Below are 19,925 nucleotides of genomic sequence, written 5' to 3' on the forward strand. Positions count from 1 at the left end.
TTATTAATGATTATGTGTATAAGGTGTACTTGGTACTTTTGGCATATCGGCTACAATACTGTAATCCAATCCTACATCTGGTAAAGAAGGGAAATAATTTTCGCTCTTAATTGCCCAGCCCCAATTAGTAGGATCTGCTTTCGCCAACTGATCAACCAAACTCATAATTTGAGCTTTTGGTCTCAAGAAACTTTTCTCAAATGGAAAAGGTTCAAATGTTAAAGCACCTTTATAAGCTTGATTACCTTTAGTATAGGTGTACTGATTGATTTGATTTCCTACACCACTCAAAAGCCAGATCATCGATTTATGAATACCATACATAAATAAGTCATATTGAGTACTCTCATCTTTATAATAACATGTTTCAATCATTAAAAGAATATAAGCAAAAACCGCATTCCCCAATTCCGAACAAAGTGCCAGTGCAACATTACTAGAAGCCTGGTAATCTGCTGTTTTAGGATTGGCATCTGTATCGTAAACAAAATAGCTAAAGAAATCATCTAAGCCTCTAATTTTACTAAACTTTTCCTGATAATGACCACCAAGACTATATGCTTCGAGGAATTTAGCAAAGTGTGCTACTTCTTTTCCTGTATCATCATAATCTCCTTCCCAAAACTCTACTTTGCCATCTATAACATCCATAGGTATTGGTATTTTATCCGCTCCCCAAATTAGAGTATGTTGTTTCTCCTTGCTTCTTCCTTCTCCTTGTTCTACAATGCGTTCCAAAGCATCAACTGCCGAATGGGCATCGTACACCCCAACTAGTCCTCCACTATCATCACCATTTGCAAATTGTGGATTGTGATCTCTGTCATAATGCACCGTATTCATTGAATTTTGAGAATAGAACGGTCTTGGACGTTCAGGGTTATCTGGAGGAAGCAATTGTGGTTTATAATTATATGGCCCTGGAAAGTCTTCTTTTACACATTCAATAATCATTTCATACAAACGACCAATCGTTTGATAATCAATTGTATTTAGTAATTGTTTCTCTGCATAAGGATCTACAAACGGTTCAGGACTTTCTATTTGCAAAAAGGTAGTCAATTGGTTCAACGATAATTTTGCAGCATTAATTTGAAATTCAGGAATATGCCCGTCCAATTGTGTTGGAAACGACAATATTTTTCCAATCCCCATAAGATCTGGAGGCATTTGACAAACAGCTTGTTTTACATTACATGCCAAAGCCAAGTGCAGCATTTCTTCGATAACAACACTCATAATTAAAGCGGCCGATTTATTTGAATAAACCAATACATCCAGCTTCAATTCTTGTGTTAATGCATCAATTTCTTCATCAGTTCGCTCACCGGATTGTGAAAGTTGCTTATGAATTTTGGCGTACAACTTATCTTGATCCTGTGCTCTGTTTATCGAATAATAAGTAGATAAATATGTTGGAATAGTAGCAAGCTCAAGCGCAATTGCCTGTTGCATTACCTCCTTGATATTCTCTTTTGTTACCGCATTAGAAAGTGTAAAAAGTTTTTTGGTTTTCATGGATTTAAAATTTGAAAGCAGACTAATATTTGTATAAGTATTTAGTCTGCCTTATTTTGGTTAAGTGAATTATTCCGGAGAAATAAATGGGTAATGTTTTTGATCTATAATTTCTTCGATACCAAAAAAATCATTCAGAACAGATTCGGCAGTACAAAATGCTCCTTCCACCCAAGCCTGATCATTTGAATAGGTTTCTCCAACTATAAAAATATCACAATCTGTTTTTGTAATAAGCTGTGATGGTTTTCTAATTTTTCTTTGCACATCGCCTAAACTATAGTGCGATTTATAGGCATGATAACCTGCATTAAAAGGAGGAAGCGACCAGTCCATATATTTTGTTTCTAAAGGTTCAGGTACAGCAGAGTAATCCGTTTGCGGTCCAAAATGCAATGATGCCAATTGCGCGCGAAGCATTTTCACCATTACGGGTGTGGCTTCTCTTGGACCTTCTAATGGTTGTAAATCTCTGGACTCCGGAATTTCACGAGTTGCTTTTGGACCGAGTTCCAAAGCTTTCCAAAATGTTGCATATTGAATATCATCATAACTAGCAAGAATACCATATACTTTTTCTCCTTTTGCATTTCTAGCATTATCACCAAAATAGACTACTTGTCGAATTGGCATATCTGTAATACTTGGACCAATTGTATCTAATTCGGCTACAGTTGCGATTTGTTTTTCTTGTTTAAAAGTCAGACGCTCCTGAATTGCATTTTCTACAGTGGCTATAAAACTAATTTTATCATTAAATGAATTACCAATAATACTGGGACTTTTTGCTAATTCTATTTCTTTAATATAATCGGAAGGGAAATTCTCTTTCTTTAATTTGGCTATTCCTTCCAGTGTTAAAAAGTAACTCGTTAGCTTAGCAGGATAAGTTGGAGTACCATCTACAGTTTCTCTCCACCATGGCGTTTTGAAAAACATTCCTACTTTATAGGAAGGTTCCATAATTACAGACTCCAAATACAGCTGCACTTTTTCGTGATTTAATACATCTAACCCTTCTTTATCACTATATCTACTTGCCTGAGCTACTAATTCTATGGCTGCTCTCGGCATTGCAAGAAATGCGGCATTACATATTTTACTTTCTGCAAGCTTGTCTGGATCTTGGCGGGTTCCTGTTGTAAAATATATACCTGCTTTAGTATGCAAAATAGAACGCAATCGAGTATTTGGAAAATAATTTAGAGTGATTCCTTTTTGTTTTGCTAGTTTTTCAACTTCTTCAAATAAGGTATCAAATAAGCTGGAATATCCTTTTACTAAGGTTTTGTATTCGGTTCCAGGAGTAAACTCATCATTGACATTAAACGACTGAGCACTATGGCTGTTTACTACGTTTGAACTATATCCATTACCATCAGCTAAATAACTAAAACCTTCTTGTCCAAGCATATCGTAACCAAGATTCCAATATCCGATTTCTTTTAGCAAATCTCCTTTTTGAAAGATAGAACTCTCAGGCATATCAATATTGATTTTTCCGTCTTCATAAAATTTGCACCACTCTCTTCTAGTAACAGGTCCGGATGTTTGTGTGATCGCTACGGATTGTATTGTTGTAAATCCATCGTCTGGCGGAGCATCTTCACCATAATTGTTTACATCATACGGTGCTGGCTGATTAGAATTAATATCTGATACATACATGTTTTTAGCACGCAAAGACATTAAGGGATCTGCAGATTCATTAAATGGAATTGAATCTTTCTTAAGATTCAGTTTTTCTATAGTTTTAGTAACTACACGATGTCCTGCTCCCATAGGAGTACCGTCCCAATTAGAATATCTCATGCCTCCCAATTCCAGATAAGAATTGTCTTTATTGTCTTTATAATGCCATGTACAAACACGTGCGCCTGGTTCTCTCGTGCCTGGATTTTTCTTAGAGAAATCATATTTCCCCCAGTCGTAGAGTTCCAATACATCCCCTTTAACAAGCATTTTTTCATTTTTTTCGTGTTTGGATTTTCCTTCCAGTAATCTCCAGGCAGTATAGAGTCCTGCTGCACCTGCTCCAAAAATAGAGTATGTTTTTTTACTCATGATCGTATGTTTTTAAGTTTTTTATCGTTTGATTTGTTATTGCTTTTATTCATTCCCCAGCCTTGCCATTTGCTGTGCCAGATCTTTTTGAGGAATTACAATTTCTACCAGAGTAGGGAGATTTGTTTTTTTCTTGAGCTTAAGAAGTGTTTCGTTTAATTCTGTAACGGTTTCGGCTCGGTAGCTGTTTGCCCCAAATGCCTTGGCAAGTGCTTGATAGTCCCATTTTGGAAGAATATCAAATTCATCAAACTTATGAGATGGTCCAGCCTTAAATGAGTCCATATCTACATAAACCTGTTCTATAGCATATACCCCGTTACTCATCACAAATATTACAGAGTTTATATTGTATTTTACCAGAGTCGAAAGTGATTGTGCAATCATCATAAAACCACCATCACCTGCTACAGTCCATGCCTGTTTACCGCTTCCAAGTTGAGCACCAGAAGCAGCACCGGTTTCAAAACCAATGCACTGCCACGCTGCCGAAGAAATATAGGCATTCTTAGATAATCCGTAAATATTAGTAGCCACGTACATAGATGAGCTTACGCCAAAAGTCATAACAATATCATCCAGCATTTTGTTCTTTTCTAAAAAAGATACCGTATTTTCAAAAAAACGGTTGAACGTTATTACTTCGGGTGTTTGATCATATTTTGGATCCGAGTTGGATCTCCAAGGCTCTGGAAATTTTGGCTGGGCTGGCGCCTTAGTTTTTAACGGATATACTTTTGATATTTTAAAACGCTCTATCAATGCTTTAATAAAATCTTTTAGGCTTACATTATTATACGTAAAATAACCAACCCGCATTTCTTGGGTCGTTGCCTGAATCATATCCGAAAATTTATTTTCTACCAACCATAAATAATCATCTGTAATAATAGTTCCTAAAGATAAAATACAATCAGAAGCTTCAACCAGTTTGATAACTTCGGGGATAGATGCCTGATCCGAATACGTTCCAATAAATTTATCACCTTCTTCATCCAGTACCGTTTTCCCCAGTGAAGTTGTAGTGTACAACATCCCACTCACTTTGATAAGTTCCTCTAATTGACTAGATAAATTGTGTCTCAAGATTTCTACACCTGCAAGAATCAGAGGGGATTTTGCCTGACTAATCTGGGTCCAAGCCTGAGAAACAGCATTTTCAAGTGCTGCTGTTTCACTCTTTATTATTTGAGGTTTTAGTTTTTTATCAGAAGGTTTTGTACAAGGTTCCCCCCACACCTCTTTATAGCATGCAATGTACACAGGGCGTTGGTGTGTAAGCGCTGCAATAATTAAATTATCAATTTTTTCTGGGGCATCGACAGAACTACTTAAGGTTTCGGCAGCAACTGTTACTCTTTCGTAAACTTCCTGATCTGCGTTGAGATTACCAGTAGAATGATGATACAATACATTGTACATACTCCCTATTTGTCGGGCATCTGCTCCAGGAGTAGCACTAATTACAACAACTGGACTGCGCTCTACATAAGCTCCCGCAATAGCATTCAATGCGCTAAAAGTACTTACCCCATATTGTAAAGATACAGCCCCTAATCCTCGAGTACGTGCATAAGCATCTGCAGCATAAGAAGCGTCCAATTCGTTGGAAGTTCCAATAGTTTTAATTCCATCAAAATTTTCTAAGGCCTGTGTAAAATGCTTTACATAATCACCCGGAATTTGAAAAATTTCGGTGACATTTAATTGCTTGAGTCGAGTAAGCAGATAATCTGCAACTGTAAATTCTTTTGTAGATTTCATTTTTTTGATATTCTAAATTAGGAGTTATATTTGTCTTTCTATTATAGACTCCTTGGTTCTTACTCTTTTGAAGATATCTAAATTTTAAATTTTTATACGTACCTGTAGACTACCAATGTTATCGGCTAATCCAACTCCGTATTCCCCATTTAAATCATCGTTGATACATAATTTTAATACCCCACTTTGTCCTGTAGGAGTTGCAACAGGTCCGTTTCCAATTAAGAATGGAGCATTAGTTCCAACTTGTCCTATAAGCGCACCCATATTTACATTTTGAATAGGATAACCAGATTGCGTTACAATAATACCAGTACATCCATTTGCTCCATACAGATTACCATTATTTGTATCTGGGTCTGCAGTCCACTGCCCTGAATTGTAACTTACTGTTATTGATTTTCCAGGTTGTACAGTAATCCCTGTGTCTTGCCAAGGTTGATTTGCATTAACCTGAGCAAACGTTTCAACCAGTTGCAAGGTGTTGGCATCAATATGTAAAAACTGAGTTGGCATACCATTAATCAAAAACTGTAAAACAATATTTTGAATGTATTGTAACTGAACAGTACCATTACTCAAAGTTTCAACATACCAAGTTGTGTTCATTGATAGTACTTTCCCGAAAGAATTTTCAAAATTTATGTTACTTACAGCTCCACCCTCATTAGTAGTACTAACCGTAATACTTGAATAACTCTCGACAGTAATCCCTTTACTATTCAAAGCATCCAATTGCTGAGTCAAAACTGTTGATGGGTCAATAATAGTAGGATCTGTAAACGGTAATTTAGTTCTATCAGCAGTTGGGAAAACTGGATTTCCTGTTCCAGTAGCAACTGGTCCTCCAGTCATCAAAACTGAAACACCATGGGGCACTGAAATTTGTTTGTTGTACTGAGTCATCGGATTTTGTACAGGAATTGGATTTGTGACTGGCACAGTACCCGGGCCATAAGGACCTTCCACTTGATTTTGTATAACATGATAAAGCCAAGTACCATTTTCGGCATGAATCAAGGTGTTTTGAATGGGCTGTGCTCCGCTAGGATCGGCATTGTCTGCTATGTAAACTCTTTGTTCATAAAATAATACTGAGCTTGCCTGTGTAAATTTCCCTTCTCTATTTGGTGCTCCACCAGCTATAGCCGAAAATGAAATTTCTTCGAAATAAGGAAAATTTTTAGTAATATAACCATTTGTAGCATCTGCCTGAGGCAAAGGCATAACATTGTAACCTGAAGCATCTGCACCCGTAGGACTGTTCCATGTACCAATAAAATTATTTAAAAGTCCGAGATTAGAAGTACCAATAACTGGTGGCTGATTTGTTGCTGATACAAGTGGCGTTGTAATGTCTGGAATTACTGCAGCTGTTGTTGCTGCTTGTTGTGCTAGATAAGGACATGTAGGTTGGTCTAAGTTGATTGGATTTGCCATTTTTTTTTATATTTTATTATTTACTATTCGTAAGATTCTTGAGGTTACACTCTCATTTATAAAAGTGGTTTTTGAATTCCACTTTTACTTTATGCTTCTTATTACTATAGTATAACACGTAAAATTTTATAGCTACTATAAAACAATTAGCTTGGTCTTTCGAATTATTAATTAAAAACATATTTTAAAAATAAATCTAGTTCGAATTTTATTTCTATATAAACTTACGATGACACTACAATTTAAATTAAAAAAAAGGTATCAATAGCAAATTTTCATCTATAAGAAACCGAAATAACTGTACAAGATCATTTTTACATTTTAGAACATATCCTTTTATATAAACACTTAAATTCTTTTTAGAATCTACTTTAAACAGCAATCCATTTATTGTTTATCAAGCATTTTTAAAATCATCAAATAGCAACGAAATGGCATACATTAGAATAGTATAATTACTCTACTCCTTTGAAATATACTTATCGCGCATAATTCATTATTAAAAAATTTAAATGCAAGATTAGAATAGGCTATCAATGAAAAGTAAAATAGTTTTGAAGTTTTAAATACTAAAAGTAGATCTCAAGTCTAACCGAAATTATAGTTCTATAGACTCACAGGGAATTTTAAATATTTTGAATTAACTCTTACTCACATCCAATACAAGTGTCTTATTATCAGTAAATCATGTAATTAATACAGATAAAGATATAACACACTATTTTAGATTAATTCGAATATTTGTAATAGATATAATTAACTGATTTAATAGAATACAATATGAAAAAACTAAGCTTTTATTTAATGATGATGGTGTTATCATTAAGTATTTTTCCATCCACAATTATTGCATCGGAGAAAAACACAATTGAAGTTACTGTTAAAAGCAATGAAATGCCAGCAGAAGTAAAAAGTATGCTTAATCGTCTGGAGGAAATAAAAGAAATGGATAAATCTAATATGAGCCGCTCAGAAAAAAAAGAGTTACGCAAAGAAGTTAAAACTATTAAAGCAAATCTAAAAGCTACAAGTAACGGTGTATATCTCTCTGTTGGAGCTATCATTATTATTATATTATTGTTGATTCTTCTTTTGTGATTATAACAGATAAATTCATCAAATCATAAAATCAGCTATTTCATAATAATCACAAAACATAAACTCATTAAACATGAAAATGACTAGTTCTAAATAATCTATACAAATTATTTAGAACTAGTCATTTTTATTCTATTATTCCAGTTAAACAATTTTACGCCAACTAAATCACTCCCTGCATAATACAGTCTTTAACTAGTTGAGCCGTATTTTTACAGGCTGATTTACTTAAAATATTTTTACGGTGTTTTTTTACAGTTAAATCACTAATAAAAAGTTTTTCGGCAATTTCTATACTACTCAAACCATCGGCAATATTCTTAATAATATCTATTTCTCGTTTGGAAAATTCAACGCAATTTTTAATATCACTATCAACATTTAAGTTCATATAAGACGGCTCACCATCTAAACCAATAAGCGAAAATTGATACGTATTATGTTTGGCCAAATGATCAATACGGGTGTGAATGTTAAGTGATTTTCCGTAGCCTCCATTCTCATCCATAGTAAGCATTAAAGCTTGATGATTGCATAAAATATATTCTCCATTTTTAAGTCTTCCCCTTAAATTATAACTTATCTTATATTTCAGAAGTTTTTCGCGATCAATATTATTACAAAAAAAATTAGCAACTGCCCCTTCTGCTTTCGTTACAAACTCGATATCATCGGGATGTATAGTTCCTAGAATATCATTAAAAGAAACATTTTCGGGACCAAACTCATGAAAATCTGTAATAGAGGAACTAACATGAGAAACAGACATATCAAAAAAATCTATTACATAATAATAAAATGGTCCTGTACTGATGATTGAATTGGTAAGATCATCAAAAGTTATTTTAGGCAAAACCGTATTCTGATTTGATTTATTTTGAGAATCTAACCAAATATCGTGAAGTTTTTGTATTTCTACTTTCATAAATTATTAAAATTGGTTGATACATAAATAACCTGAAAAATAGTGAATTTAAAACGATTTATTTCTTATTTATACTTTTCAAAAATACATTATTTTAACAAAAAAATAACAAAAATGATCCGCAATTATCTTTACTGTAGATTAAATTATCAATTTAGATTTTACTTTAAAATGAATTTTATTAAAACGATCATAGTTATCTTAAAACGATTTAATCCAACAAAAAAATCCTTAAACAAAAAAAGACTGTTCTATCAAACAGTCTTTACATAATATATTAGTCAAATAATTTAAACCATGAATAAAGTAAACTTGTTATGGTTGTATAAAACCAAATCATAAGGAACTAATTTTGGAGCTATCTTTTCTGAAGAAACATTAAACTTAATATTGTTGTGTTTTCTGAATAAGTAAATCTCCTTTAAACAATTCGACAAACTTTGATGAATTAAACTTGTAAAAATGGGCAAGGGCTTATCACCAACCAATAAATCAATTTGGTAATTCGAACTACTTTTCGATAGATTATTTCCAATAATTCGTATAGTAAATTTTGTTGGAATTCCGTTTTGCTCTCCTTGATACTGTACTACCATAACTATATAATATTAAAATGAGGTTAAATTAAATTTTCTTCTCTCAACTTTCACAATCAGTTGAATTCTTATTAAAATTAGAAAAAAAAAAGAAACTAGTATAATAATAGTCTATAAATTATCAAATTTATAACATAAGCTATTAATCCAATTTATTCGCTTTACATTAAAATACTAAAACGTTCTTTATCAACAAATAATAAAAAACGAAAAACCCTGTAATGTATGAATTTACAGGGTATTCTAACTAAATGTATTAAAACAAACAACGTTCTTAATCTCTCTACTCTTTCAGAATATCATTTATCCTTTAATCACTGGTAAAGAAACTACATTTCCTATTTCATTTCTCATGGTCATATTCAACTTATCTAATAAAGATAATTTATTTGAAACCAAACCAGAAAACAAATTATAAGATATATTCAATTTTTTTAAATGGGCTAATTTTTCCAACTCTAATGGCACTTGACCTTTAAAATCATTATCAAAAAGATTTAAGTTTTCTAGCAAAATTAGATTTCCAACAGAAGGACTCAACTTTCCTGTAAACCTATTACTGTATAACGAAAGGGTTTTTAATGATTTTAACTCGTAGATAGAAAGAGGTAATGATCCTTGAAAAGAGTTCTCATATAACGACAGACTCTCAAGCATAGACAGTTTCCCTATTTGCAAAGGCAACTCACCTGATAAAATATTACGATCAAGCACTAACACTTGTAAATTAGGAAGTGTACAAATCGAAACAGGAATAAAACCTGTTAATTTATTAAACGAAAGATCTAAAATTTGCAAAGCTTTCAAGTTCCCTATATTAAGAGGAATTTCTCCATTCAATAAATTGGTACCTAAATTTAATTCTTGCAAATTCAGTAAAGTAGTAATTTCAACAGGTATACGTCCTGTCAAATTATTATTTTTTAAATTTATAGAAACTACTTTATCATCCACCACTTTTACTCCATACCATTTATTCATTGGCAAAGAAAGATCCCATTTATTAATCCATTTATCCCCATTAGTGGTTTGGTTTAATTTTATCAAGACTTCCTTTTCTGCCTTTGAGATAGTAGCAAAACTGGATAACGAAAAGAATACAGTAAAAATTAGTAGCGTAATTTTATTACTCATTTGCTTTGTTTAAAATTCTTCGTTTCAAAAATAATTAAAAACTTCGCTAACAAACAAAAAAAATCGATTAATTAACTAAAAAAAAATATTAATAGTAATATATCTTACAAAAAAAAGTGCAACTCTTCAAAATGAATTGTTGCACTTACAAAAAAAAATCAAGTAAAATAAACCTATGAACTAACCATTTTATTATAACAAACCAATTGGTTTTTAACTTAATACATTGAAACCAATTCATTCTATGAACAATTTCATGAACGCAATATTTTATTTTTTTCCTGCCTTTAATCGCCAAAGCGTTTCTATAAAAACATCCACGTCCTGAGTGGTATTATAAAATGCTAGAGACGGTCGAACCGAGGTCTCCACTCCCATTCTTCTCAAAATAGGCTGTGCACAATGATGCCCAGTTCTCACAGCAATTCCTTCTTTATTTAATGCTTGACCAACCTCATCATTGGTAAAACCCTGTAAATTAAAAGAAAGAACACTTGCTTTATTAGCAGCCGTCCCGATTAATCGAACTCCAGGAATTTGTTTCAATAAGTTGGTAGCATATTCTAATAAATAATGCTCGTATTGCCCGATGGCTTCTATTCCGATTTTAGAAACATAATCAATCGCTGCGCCAAGGCCAATGGCATCAGCAATATTACCTGTACCTGCTTCAAAACGATTGGGTGCTTTGTGGTATTTTATCTCCTCAAAAGTCACATCCTGAATCATATTCCCTCCAGATTGGTAAGGCTCCATTTCATTTAACAAATCTTCTTTACCGTATACAACGCCAATTCCTGTAGGTCCAAATAATTTATGACCTGAAAAAACCAACCAATCAGCATTTAGATAACTAACGTCTACTTTCATGTGCGAAACAGATTGTGCCCCGTCCAAAAGTACTTTGGCTCCAACAGCATGAGCCATTTCAACCATTTGCTTTGCTGGAGTCACTGTTCCTAAAGCATTCGAAACTTGCGTGAAAGCAACCAATTTTGTTTTTGAATTTAATAATTTAGCATATTCATCTAACAAAATTTGTCCATCATCATCCACAGGAATTACTCTTAACTTCAAGCCTTTTTTATCAGCTAGACGTTTCCAAGGAACAATATTGGCATGATGTTCTAAATTGCTCACTATAATTTCATCACCAGCTGTCAAATTTTGATCTCCCCAGCTTTGAGCAACCAAATTTATTCCTTCAGTTGCACCGCGAACAAAAATAATTTCGTTTACAGATCGAGCGTTCAAAAATACTTTTACTTTTTCGCGGGCTGCTTCATACGCATCAGAAGCTCTTGCTGCCAATTCATGTGCTGCACGATGAATATTCGAATTTTCGTGTTCGTAGAAATAACTAACTCTATCAATTACAGATTGCGGCTTTTGAGTGGTAGCTGCATTATCAAACCAAATCAATGGTTTGCCGTTTACAGTTTCACTCAAAATTGGAAAATCTTTCTTGATCAAATGAGCGTTGAAATCCGTTCCTCCAAACCCATTAAATTCGTTATGACTTACTGGAGTAACATCAGCTTTTTTAGAATCAAACCTAAAAGGATTTTCATTCAAAAAATAATACGAATTCGGTGTATCAATTATGCCTGGAGTTGTTACCAAAGGTGGAATTCCAAAACTAGAATTAACAGCCTCTAAAGCCGTTTTCAATTCCGCTTCAAAAGAAGAATGTTCTACTTCAAAAGGTAAATAATTTTGATTTAATGTTGATGATGAATTATCTCCACTGTTCTTTAGATTAACATCATTAAAACCAGTTTGAGGATTATCAATATTAACATTGTTTCCGTTTTGAATCCCAGAAGGTGAAGTACCATTTCCTGAAACAGGAGCCGAAGTAAATCCTTCATTCACATCCAAATTAAAATCATTTAATTGTGAAATATTTTCAATAATTGGATCCGAAAAAGCATTAGAATATCCTGCAAAACCTGGCGACTTTCCATATTGCCCTACCGAAGATGAAGCACCGAAACCACCAAATGAGGGCGGAGTTTGCACTGAACCTATCGGACTAGCCGCCACAGCTGGAGTTGCTAATGGTGCAAAACCAGATTGTCCCAACAAAGTATCATGATTACTAACAGGAAATACCGCATCGACACCACCCAAATTACCCGCAGCAAGCAGCGTTTCGGCAATTTTGGTAGCACGAGGATGTTCACTCGCATTCGGGCTCAAAGAGATTTCTTTTGGAAATTCGTTGGGCAGCGCACTGAACAGCTCATTGGCTAACTTTTCCAAGTCATCAATGTTAGGTAATCCCGTATTATTAATATTTGTACTCATGATACTTGCCTATTTCTACGTCTTCTAATACCGCAATAGCATCATCTACAGTTACTGCCAATGAGCAATAAAGTGATACCAAATAAGAAGCAATGGCTTTTTCATTTATTCCCATAAAACGTACTGATAATCCTGGAGACTGTTCTCCTTGTAAACCTGGCTGAATTAAACCAATTACACCTTGACGGCTTTCTCCTGTACGCAATAAAATGATTTTAGATTTACCATCTTTAATAGGCAGTTTATCAGATGGAATAAGTGGAATTCCTCTCCAAGTCAAAAATTGAGATCCGAACAAAGAAGTTGTTGGAGGCGGTACACCACGACGAGTACACTCACGGCCAAAAGCTGCGATTGCCAATGGGTGCAGCAAGAAAAAACCAGGTTCTTTCCAAACTTTTGTCAATAATTCATCCAAATCATCTGGAGTTGGAGCACCTGATCTAGTTTTTATAATTTGCGAAGACGCAACACTATTTAACAAACCATATTCTTTGTTGTTGATTAATTCGCTTTCCTGGCGCTCTTTAATCGTTTCGATTGCCAAACGCAATTGCTCTGAAATTTGATTGTAAGGTTTGCTATATAAATCAGAAACACGAGTATGTACATCAACAATCGTTTGAACTGCTGCTAAATTATATTCACGAGGATTATCGATATAATCCACAAATGTATTAGGCAAAGTTCGCTCATCTCTTGCTGAACAATCAACTTCGATGTGATTTGCATCTTTTACTTTATTCAAACGATACACCCCAGATTCTACAGGAACCCAATGTAAAAGATGGGTAAGCCATCTTGGACTTGTTGCCATTGTAGGTACCGAACGTGTAGCGATTGCTAATTGCCTTGCAGCTACGTCTCCTAACGCAGTTTGCTGTTTTTTTAATTCTGCCATTTTTTGTTTTATTTATATTTATACTTGATTTTTAATTCAACAAAATACTGTTACGCTAATTTAATGTATTACAGATAATTAACCACAATATCAATTCTTTATTTAATCTTTAAAAAATTCAAACCAAACGATTACAAAGCAGTATCAAATAATTCGTCTACGGATAAATATCTTTCTCCAGTATCATAATTAAAAGTCAGAATTACTGCATCTTTAGGTATTTCATTTAGCTTTTTTGAAACAGCAGCTAAGGCCGCTCCAGTTGAAATTCCAACGAATACTCCCTCTTCTTTGGTTATTCTTTTTGAGAAAGCAAAAGCATCCGTTTTTTCAACGGTAATAATTTCATCAATATATTCTCTATTGAAAACTGCTGGAACAAATCCAGCACCAATCCCTTGAATTGGATGTGGCGCAGGTAAACCACCACTTAAAACAGGTGACAAAGAAGGTTCTACAGCAAACGTTTTTAGTTTAGGAAAATGCTGTTTCAAAATTTTTGAAACTCCTGTGATATGCCCGCCAGTTCCAACGCCAGTTATCAAGTAATCAATACCCTCCGGAAAATCATTCAAAATTTCCTGAGCAGTTGTTCTTTCGTGCACGGCAACATTCGCAGGATTATCAAATTGCAATGGCACGAATGAGTTTGGAGTCGAAGCAGCTAATTCATGTGCCTTTTCTACGGCACCTGCTGTTCCTTTTTCTCTTGGAGTCAAAACAAATTCTGCTCCATAGGCATTCATAATTTTTCTTCTTTCAATACTCATTGATTCTGGCATTACCAAAATCACTTTATATCCTTTTACAGCTGCTACTAAAGCCAGTCCAATTCCTGTGTTTCCAGAAGTTGGTTCTATAATAACCGAATCAGGATTTAAAAGCCCTTTTACCTCAGCATCTTCAATCATAGCAAGAGCAATTCGGTCTTTGATACTTGATCCTGGGTTTGCTCTTTCCAATTTAATCCAAACCTCATGTGTTTTAAACAGCTTATTAAGTCTTACATGAGGTGTATTCCCTATTGTTCCTAAAATACTTTGATATTTCATAATTATTATTTTCTAAATGGAGTAAAAAATAGGTTCAGGAAAAGGATTATTATCCTTTATCTTTATTTCATTTTTGTGATACACCACTGAATTAGAAGGAATAGTGTAAGTAAGCCAAACATTTCCTCCTATAATAGAATCCCTACCTACTGTTGTTTGTCCGCCAAGAATAGTACTATTGGCATAAATAATTACGTTATTCTCAATTGTTGGATGTCTTTTTATAAAAGCTTCGTCTTTTTTTACACTCAAAGCACCGAGGGTAACTCCTTGATAAATTTGAACATTATTTCCAATGATTGCGGTTTCACCAATTACAATTCCTGTTCCATGGTCTATCGCAAAATCATCCCCTATTTGTGCTCCGGGATGAATTTCTATACTCGTTTTACTATGTGCATATTCAGAAATAGTTCGTGCCAAAAGTTTCAAATCTTGTTTCCAAATTTGATGTGAAAAACGATAAATTGCTATAGCAAAAAAACCAGGATATGAATACAAAACCTCTTCTAAAGATTTTGCAGCAGGATCTTTTGCCAAAATAGTTTTCGCATCATTTAATGCCTTTTGATATAAACTAGGTAATTCCTCAAAAAATGTTTGGGTTTGCTGTTGACTTCTACCATTTATAGGCGCAAAATCCAATACTAATTCATTAAATTGTACTTCCAATTCCATGAATTTATTCTGAATAATGGCCACATCCCCAAAAGATTTTGATGTATTTGAAAACAAAACAGAAAACAATTCATCTATAAATTGATGAATTAATTTCTTTTTTGGCAGAATCAATAAATCCTGATGTTGTTTCGCTATTTCCTGATAAAAAGATTTCATATTGGCTATTATTATATTTATAAAATCAACAAATAATTACTTATCAAATAATAAAAAAGCAATTATTAGCGTAATGATGATATTGAATAATTGTGCTATTAAAAAAGCATACAATGGCTTTTTACTGTTATTACTGAACAAGTCTTTAAAGTTGGTTTCCAACCCAATACTAGTAAAAGCCAAGGCAAACCAAATTCCCTGCAGATTCTTCAAACTGTCTTTAACAACATCTCTTGTTTCAGTTGAAATTAAGAAAGAAAAAACCAAAGAAGCAGCAATGAAACCAATTACAAACTTTGGAAAACGTTCCCAAATCACTCTTAAAGTTGGTTTGGCAGCAACAACATCAGAAGATTTATTTTGAGCATACGTCCAATAAACCGATATAGCAAATGCAGCTAATCCTAATAATACATTTTGTGAAAATTTCACAATTGTACTAATTTTTAAAGCAGTTTCTCCAACCAATGTCCCTGAAGCCACAACTGCTCCCGAAGTATCAATACTTCCACCCAACCAAGCTCCTGTTACTTCTTCTGGAAAGCCGAAGTGTTTGGCGATAATTGGCATAAAAATCATCATCGGAACTGCTGTTACCAATACCATCGAAATTACATATGAAAGTTTCTTCGAATCACCTTTTATAGCTCCAGATGTTGCAATTGCAGCCGAAACTCCGCAAATAGAAACAGCGCTTGAAATCATCAAGGCTAATTCCTCATCAACTTTTAGTTTTTTACACACCCAAAAAGCAAAATACCAAACCGATAAAACAACCACTAAAGCCTGAATTAATCCTAAAGAGCCAGCCTTTAGTATATCTGAAAATATAATGCTACTTCCCAATAAAACCAATCCAATTTTTACAAAAATTTCTGTAGAAAGTGCTAAACGAAACCATTCTGGGAGTTTGAAAAAATTACCAATAGACAAACCTATGATTAGACTAAAAATAACCGCCTCCAAATTAAACCCTTTGATTGTTGTATTTCCAGCAATAATTAATGCTATAACAGTTAATACATACACAACTGGAAAACCTAATAAAAAATTCTTAACCGATTTCCCTACCAAAAAAATGCCTATAACTCCAATACCAATAAGGTAAATGAATTGTAAAAAAAGGTCTTTTATATTTTGAATATTGAATACATTATTTATTAAATCCGAACCATTAGACCACTTGAAGACAGGAACCGAAGGCAAATAGAGAAAAAGAGAAATTCCAATTATAAGAAATCCTAAGAGAACTACTGTCCAATCTTCGTGAATGGTAAATTGCTTTGTTTTTGATGACATTTTAAATTTTTATTTTCAGTATTATTTCAATTATTTATCCTTCACACAACGAAATCCCAAGTGATTACAAGCACTTGTAGTTTCTCCTTTGCCTCGGCTTCCAGCCACATATCGAATACAATATTGATCACTGCATAAATAAGAACCCCCTCTTTGAACGTGTTTTTCTACTCCTGGTTCTTCAGGATCGTTACTCGTTGAAGGTCCTTGCGGATTATTTTTAGCACTGCTTTTATAATAATCATCTCTGTATAAATCGTTACACCATTCCCAAACATTTCCTTCTAAATCATAAATTCCAAATGGATTTTTTGGGAAAGATTTTACTGGAGCTACACCTGCAAAACCATCTTCGGCAGTATTTTGATTTGGAAAAGTACCTTGAAAAATATTAGCTACCCATTTCCCTTTTGGTTTTAATTCGGTACCCCAATAATATTTGGTTGATGGCCTTTGCGCTCTGGCTGCGAATTCCCATTCAGCCTCTGTTGGAAGTCGCTTTCCAGCCCATTCTGCATATGCTTTTGCATCTAGATAACTAATTTGAACTACAGGATTGTTTTCGAGTCCAACAATACTACTTTTTGGCCCAGCAGGATGTTTCCAATTGGCACCTGGAACATATTGCCACCATTGTTGCATGTTTTCCAAAGACACTTTACCTGTTGGTGGCACAAAAACTGCCGAACCTGGCACTAATTTATCTACAGGAACACCAGGATAATCATCTGGATTTAGAGGTCTTTCGGCAATTGTTACATATTTAGTAGCTTTTACAAAAGCAGCAAATTGAGCATTGGTCACCTCGTGTTCATCAATCCAATACCCTTTCACACTTACTTTATGAATGGGTTTTGCATCTGGATAATTATTGGTACCCATATTAAATTCCCCTCCTGTAATCCAAACCATTTCATTGGTTAAACCCGTAGTATTCTCTTTAGAACTTGTATTGAGAGATTGCATTAACAATGCTTTTTTAGATGTATTTGCTTTGCACATAGCTTGGCAGTTAGTTGCTACTACTATAGCATTACCACCCTGGGCATAAATTGAAAACGAACCTGTAAAGCCAATTACAACAATTAAATTGTATATATATTTTTTCATGATGTGTAAACTCAAAATAATCTGGATTTTATTCTATTAAAATTTTAGTAAGTAAAAAATCAAGAACAACAATACATCAGGCAAGGAATACCAAATGCCAACAAACCTTGCCTTTTCTCTGAAGAGATGTATTGAATTGCTAATCATTTATTTTATTTTTTGTAAATATAAATTCTACTTATTCTATAGAACAAAGATATATTAAAAATACAAACTTCCAAATTTTAATTTATTTTTCTTGCAAGAAAATTAAAATCATAAATCAACAAAATATTTTTGTGCTCCAAAATCAAATTCATAATAGGTCAAATTAGGCCATAAAGGTTTAATCAATCCTTTTTCCCAATTGTGTAAAGCTGTTTGTAATTCTTTTACTTTTTCAGGATTCTTTTGAGCCAAATCAGTTGTTTCTGATTTATCATTTGCCAAATTGTAAAGCCATTGTTCGTGTGTTTTCCCACTAATGATTAATTTCCAATCGCCACTTCGAATCGCTTTGGCATCACCAGAACGCCAATATAAATTTTGATGTGCCACTTGCTTATTATTAACTACACTAACTAAATCAACACCATCGTAAACTCTGTCTATTGGTATTTTTGAATGAATAGCAGCCGCAATCGTACTGAAAATATCCAAAGAAATAACTGGTTTTTCATAAACTGTATGTGGTTTAATCTTTCCTTTCCAAGACAGAGCGAACGGCACATTAATTCCACCTTCAAAATGCGAAAACTTTCCTCCTTTTAAAGGCGCATTGGTCGTAGCGAATGTGTAATCAGCTCCACCATTATCACTTGCAAAAACGATTAGTGTATTTTCTTCTAGACCTTCTTTTCTTACCTTAGCAACAATTCGGCCAACAGCATCATCCAGAGCACTAATCATTGCAAAATAGACCCGTTTGTTTTCGTCTTTTACATTTGGAAAACGGTCATAATATTTTTTGCGAACTTGAAAAGGCGTGTGTGGCGCATTAAACGGAACATAAAGCAAAAACGGTTTTGTTCTGTTTTTATCGATAAAAACTTCTGCTTCTTCAGCAAACTTCTCCGTCAAATAAGCTTTCTCTTCTATAATGGTATTGTCACGACGAATCTTACCAATTCCTACACGTCCATTTCCCCAAATCGTTTTATCGGTAAAATCTTTATGATGGTGATTGATAATATCTGGATTATCATCTTCGGGTGTGTAAAGTGAAAATGCCTGATAAAATCCATAATGATAATCGAAACCTCTATCCAAAGGAAAAAAACCTTTGTTATGTCCCAAATGCCATTTTCCAATGATAGCTGTACTGTAGCCTTGCTTTTTGGCTAAATCAGCAAAAGTAATCTCCGATTTTGGCAAACCTTGAGTAGCAATTGAAGCCTCATTTGGATACTCAATTTTTGGGTTTAATTTCCAATTATTGGTATTAATCAAATATTTGAAAGCATAATATTCTAAATTGTTTTTTGGATAGCGATCACCAGGTTGAAATTCATGACCAAATCGTTCTTGATAACGGCCAGTCAGCAGACCAGCTCTGGATGGCGAACAAATAGAAGCAGAAACATAACCATTGGTAAATGTCACTCCCGAAGCAGCTAAGGAATCGATTTGAGGCGTTGGTGTCGATTTTCCGCCATATAAAGAAATGTCATATTTCCCTAAATCATCAGCCAATAGAATAATAATATTGGTTTTCTTCCCTGCAACAGATCCCGAGTCTTTGGATGCTAAAAATTCCTTTTTGCCTTCGACTAATTTTTTATCCGTTTCTACTAATTTACCATCAGTATTGATAGGCCAGAATAAAAACAAACCAATTAGCACTAGCACGATAAGTATCGAAAAAACAAATTTTCTATTTATTTTGAATGATGCCATAA

15 protein-coding genes are annotated in these 19,925 nt (G+C 33.8%); 1 reads left to right on the forward strand and 14 read right to left on the reverse strand.

The features are described from left to right. Positions 1-3 precede the first annotated feature (3 nt). From CLU82_RS05070 to CLU82_RS05085, 4 genes are all read right to left on the reverse strand, one after another. The gene (locus CLU82_RS05070; RefSeq protein ID WP_100842063.1) at positions 4-1,518 is read right to left on the reverse strand and encodes a ferritin-like domain-containing protein; all 1,515 of its coding nucleotides are present in this window, start codon (positions 1,516-1,518) and stop codon (positions 4-6) included. Between the two features lie 69 nt (positions 1,519-1,587). Beyond that, complete coding sequence (locus tag CLU82_RS05075; RefSeq protein WP_100842064.1) at positions 1,588-3,582, reverse strand: hypothetical protein; 1,995 nt, start codon at positions 3,580-3,582, stop codon at positions 1,588-1,590. Positions 3,583-3,627: 45 nt separating this feature from the next. Further along, a complete protein-coding gene (locus CLU82_RS05080) occupies positions 3,628-5,346 on the reverse strand; it encodes an alpha-keto acid decarboxylase family protein (RefSeq protein WP_100842065.1) in 1,719 nt (572 codons plus the stop codon). A gap of 84 nt (positions 5,347-5,430) precedes the next feature. Continuing rightward, a complete protein-coding gene (locus CLU82_RS05085) occupies positions 5,431-6,786 on the reverse strand; it encodes a heme-binding protein (RefSeq protein ID WP_100842066.1) in 1,356 nt (451 codons plus the stop codon). A 780-nt stretch (positions 6,787-7,566) separates the two neighbouring features. Between CLU82_RS05085 and CLU82_RS05090 the strand changes: the two genes are divergently transcribed. Further along, positions 7,567-7,884 (forward strand): hypothetical protein, encoded by a 318-nt coding sequence (locus CLU82_RS05090; RefSeq protein ID WP_100842067.1) that lies wholly within the window; start codon positions 7,567-7,569, stop codon positions 7,882-7,884. A gap of 163 nt (positions 7,885-8,047) precedes the next feature. Here the strand turns inward: CLU82_RS05090 and CLU82_RS05095 are convergent, their stop codons facing one another. From CLU82_RS05095 to CLU82_RS05140, 10 genes are all read right to left on the reverse strand, one after another. Continuing rightward, positions 8,048-8,809, reverse strand: coding sequence for a helix-turn-helix transcriptional regulator (locus CLU82_RS05095; protein ID WP_100842068.1), 762 nt, complete (start codon positions 8,807-8,809; stop codon positions 8,048-8,050). A 290-nt stretch (positions 8,810-9,099) separates the two neighbouring features. After that, positions 9,100-9,405 carry a hypothetical protein gene (locus CLU82_RS05100; RefSeq protein WP_100842069.1) on the reverse strand — a complete coding sequence of 102 codons (306 nt, stop codon included), beginning with the start codon at positions 9,403-9,405 and terminating at the stop codon, positions 9,100-9,102. A 303-nt stretch (positions 9,406-9,708) separates the two neighbouring features. Then, positions 9,709-10,539, reverse strand: coding sequence for a Two component regulator three Y domain protein (locus CLU82_RS05105; RefSeq protein WP_100842070.1), 831 nt, complete (start codon positions 10,537-10,539; stop codon positions 9,709-9,711). 270 nt (positions 10,540-10,809) lie between these two features. Continuing rightward, positions 10,810-12,849, reverse strand: coding sequence for a family 2A encapsulin nanocompartment cargo protein cysteine desulfurase (locus CLU82_RS05110; RefSeq protein WP_100842071.1), 2,040 nt, complete (start codon positions 12,847-12,849; stop codon positions 10,810-10,812). Continuing rightward, positions 12,833-13,750 (reverse strand): family 2A encapsulin nanocompartment shell protein, encoded by a 918-nt coding sequence (locus CLU82_RS05115; RefSeq protein ID WP_100842072.1) that lies wholly within the window; start codon positions 13,748-13,750, stop codon positions 12,833-12,835. The genes CLU82_RS05110 and CLU82_RS05115 overlap by 17 nt, the downstream gene beginning before the upstream one ends. A 131-nt stretch (positions 13,751-13,881) precedes the next feature. Further along, a complete protein-coding gene (cysK, locus tag CLU82_RS05120) occupies positions 13,882-14,802 on the reverse strand; it encodes a cysteine synthase A (RefSeq protein ID WP_100842073.1) in 921 nt (306 codons plus the stop codon). Positions 14,803-14,814: 12 nt separating this feature from the next. Then, entirely contained in the window at positions 14,815-15,639 is an 825-nt protein-coding gene (gene epsC, locus CLU82_RS05125; RefSeq protein WP_100842074.1) for a serine O-acetyltransferase EpsC, read from the reverse strand. Positions 15,640-15,675: 36 nt separating this feature from the next. Continuing rightward, positions 15,676-16,938 (reverse strand): YeiH family protein, encoded by a 1,263-nt coding sequence (locus CLU82_RS05130; RefSeq protein ID WP_100842075.1) that lies wholly within the window; start codon positions 16,936-16,938, stop codon positions 15,676-15,678. 30 nt (positions 16,939-16,968) lie between these two features. After that, on the reverse strand, positions 16,969-18,048 hold the full coding sequence (locus CLU82_RS05135; RefSeq protein ID WP_100842076.1) for a formylglycine-generating enzyme family protein: 1,080 nt from the start codon (positions 18,046-18,048) through the stop codon (positions 16,969-16,971). A 255-nt stretch (positions 18,049-18,303) separates the two neighbouring features. After that, positions 18,304-19,923 (reverse strand): sulfatase-like hydrolase/transferase, encoded by a 1,620-nt coding sequence (locus CLU82_RS05140; RefSeq protein ID WP_100842077.1) that lies wholly within the window; start codon positions 19,921-19,923, stop codon positions 18,304-18,306. Positions 19,924-19,925: the final 2 nt, after the last annotated feature.

It is taken from the genome of Flavobacterium sp. 5 (genome assembly GCF_002813295.1).
Classification (GTDB): domain Bacteria; phylum Bacteroidota; class Bacteroidia; order Flavobacteriales; family Flavobacteriaceae; genus Flavobacterium.

Excerpts from the sequence above, each read along its gene's own strand:
- CLU82_RS05070 (WP_100842063.1), bottom strand. The coding sequence starts at position 1,518 with ATGAAAACCAAAAAACTTTTTACACTTTCTAATGCGGTAACAAAAGAG.
- CLU82_RS05075 (WP_100842064.1), bottom strand. The coding sequence starts at position 3,582 with ATGAGTAAAAAAACATACTCTATTTTTGGAGCAGGTGCAGCAGGACTC.
- CLU82_RS05080 (WP_100842065.1), bottom strand. The coding sequence starts at position 5,346 with ATGAAATCTACAAAAGAATTTACAGTTGCAGATTATCTGCTTACTCGA.
- CLU82_RS05085 (WP_100842066.1), bottom strand. The coding sequence starts at position 6,786 with ATGGCAAATCCAATCAACTTAGACCAACCTACATGTCCTTATCTAGCA.
- CLU82_RS05090 (WP_100842067.1), top strand. The coding sequence starts at position 7,567 with ATGAAAAAACTAAGCTTTTATTTAATGATGATGGTGTTATCATTAAGT.
- CLU82_RS05095 (WP_100842068.1), bottom strand. The coding sequence starts at position 8,809 with ATGAAAGTAGAAATACAAAAACTTCACGATATTTGGTTAGATTCTCAA.
- CLU82_RS05100 (WP_100842069.1), bottom strand. The coding sequence starts at position 9,405 with ATGGTAGTACAGTATCAAGGAGAGCAAAACGGAATTCCAACAAAATTT.
- CLU82_RS05105 (WP_100842070.1), bottom strand. The coding sequence starts at position 10,539 with ATGAGTAATAAAATTACGCTACTAATTTTTACTGTATTCTTTTCGTTA.
- CLU82_RS05110 (WP_100842071.1), bottom strand. The coding sequence starts at position 12,849 with ATGAGTACAAATATTAATAATACGGGATTACCTAACATTGATGACTTG.
- CLU82_RS05115 (WP_100842072.1), bottom strand. The coding sequence starts at position 13,750 with ATGGCAGAATTAAAAAAACAGCAAACTGCGTTAGGAGACGTAGCTGCA.
- cysK (WP_100842073.1), bottom strand. The coding sequence starts at position 14,802 with ATGAAATATCAAAGTATTTTAGGAACAATAGGGAATACACCTCATGTA.
- epsC (WP_100842074.1), bottom strand. The coding sequence starts at position 15,639 with ATGAAATCTTTTTATCAGGAAATAGCGAAACAACATCAGGATTTATTG.
- CLU82_RS05130 (WP_100842075.1), bottom strand. The coding sequence starts at position 16,938 with ATGTCATCAAAAACAAAGCAATTTACCATTCACGAAGATTGGACAGTA.
- CLU82_RS05135 (WP_100842076.1), bottom strand. The coding sequence starts at position 18,048 with ATGAAAAAATATATATACAATTTAATTGTTGTAATTGGCTTTACAGGT.
- CLU82_RS05140 (WP_100842077.1), bottom strand. The coding sequence starts at position 19,923 with ATGGCATCATTCAAAATAAATAGAAAATTTGTTTTTTCGATACTTATC.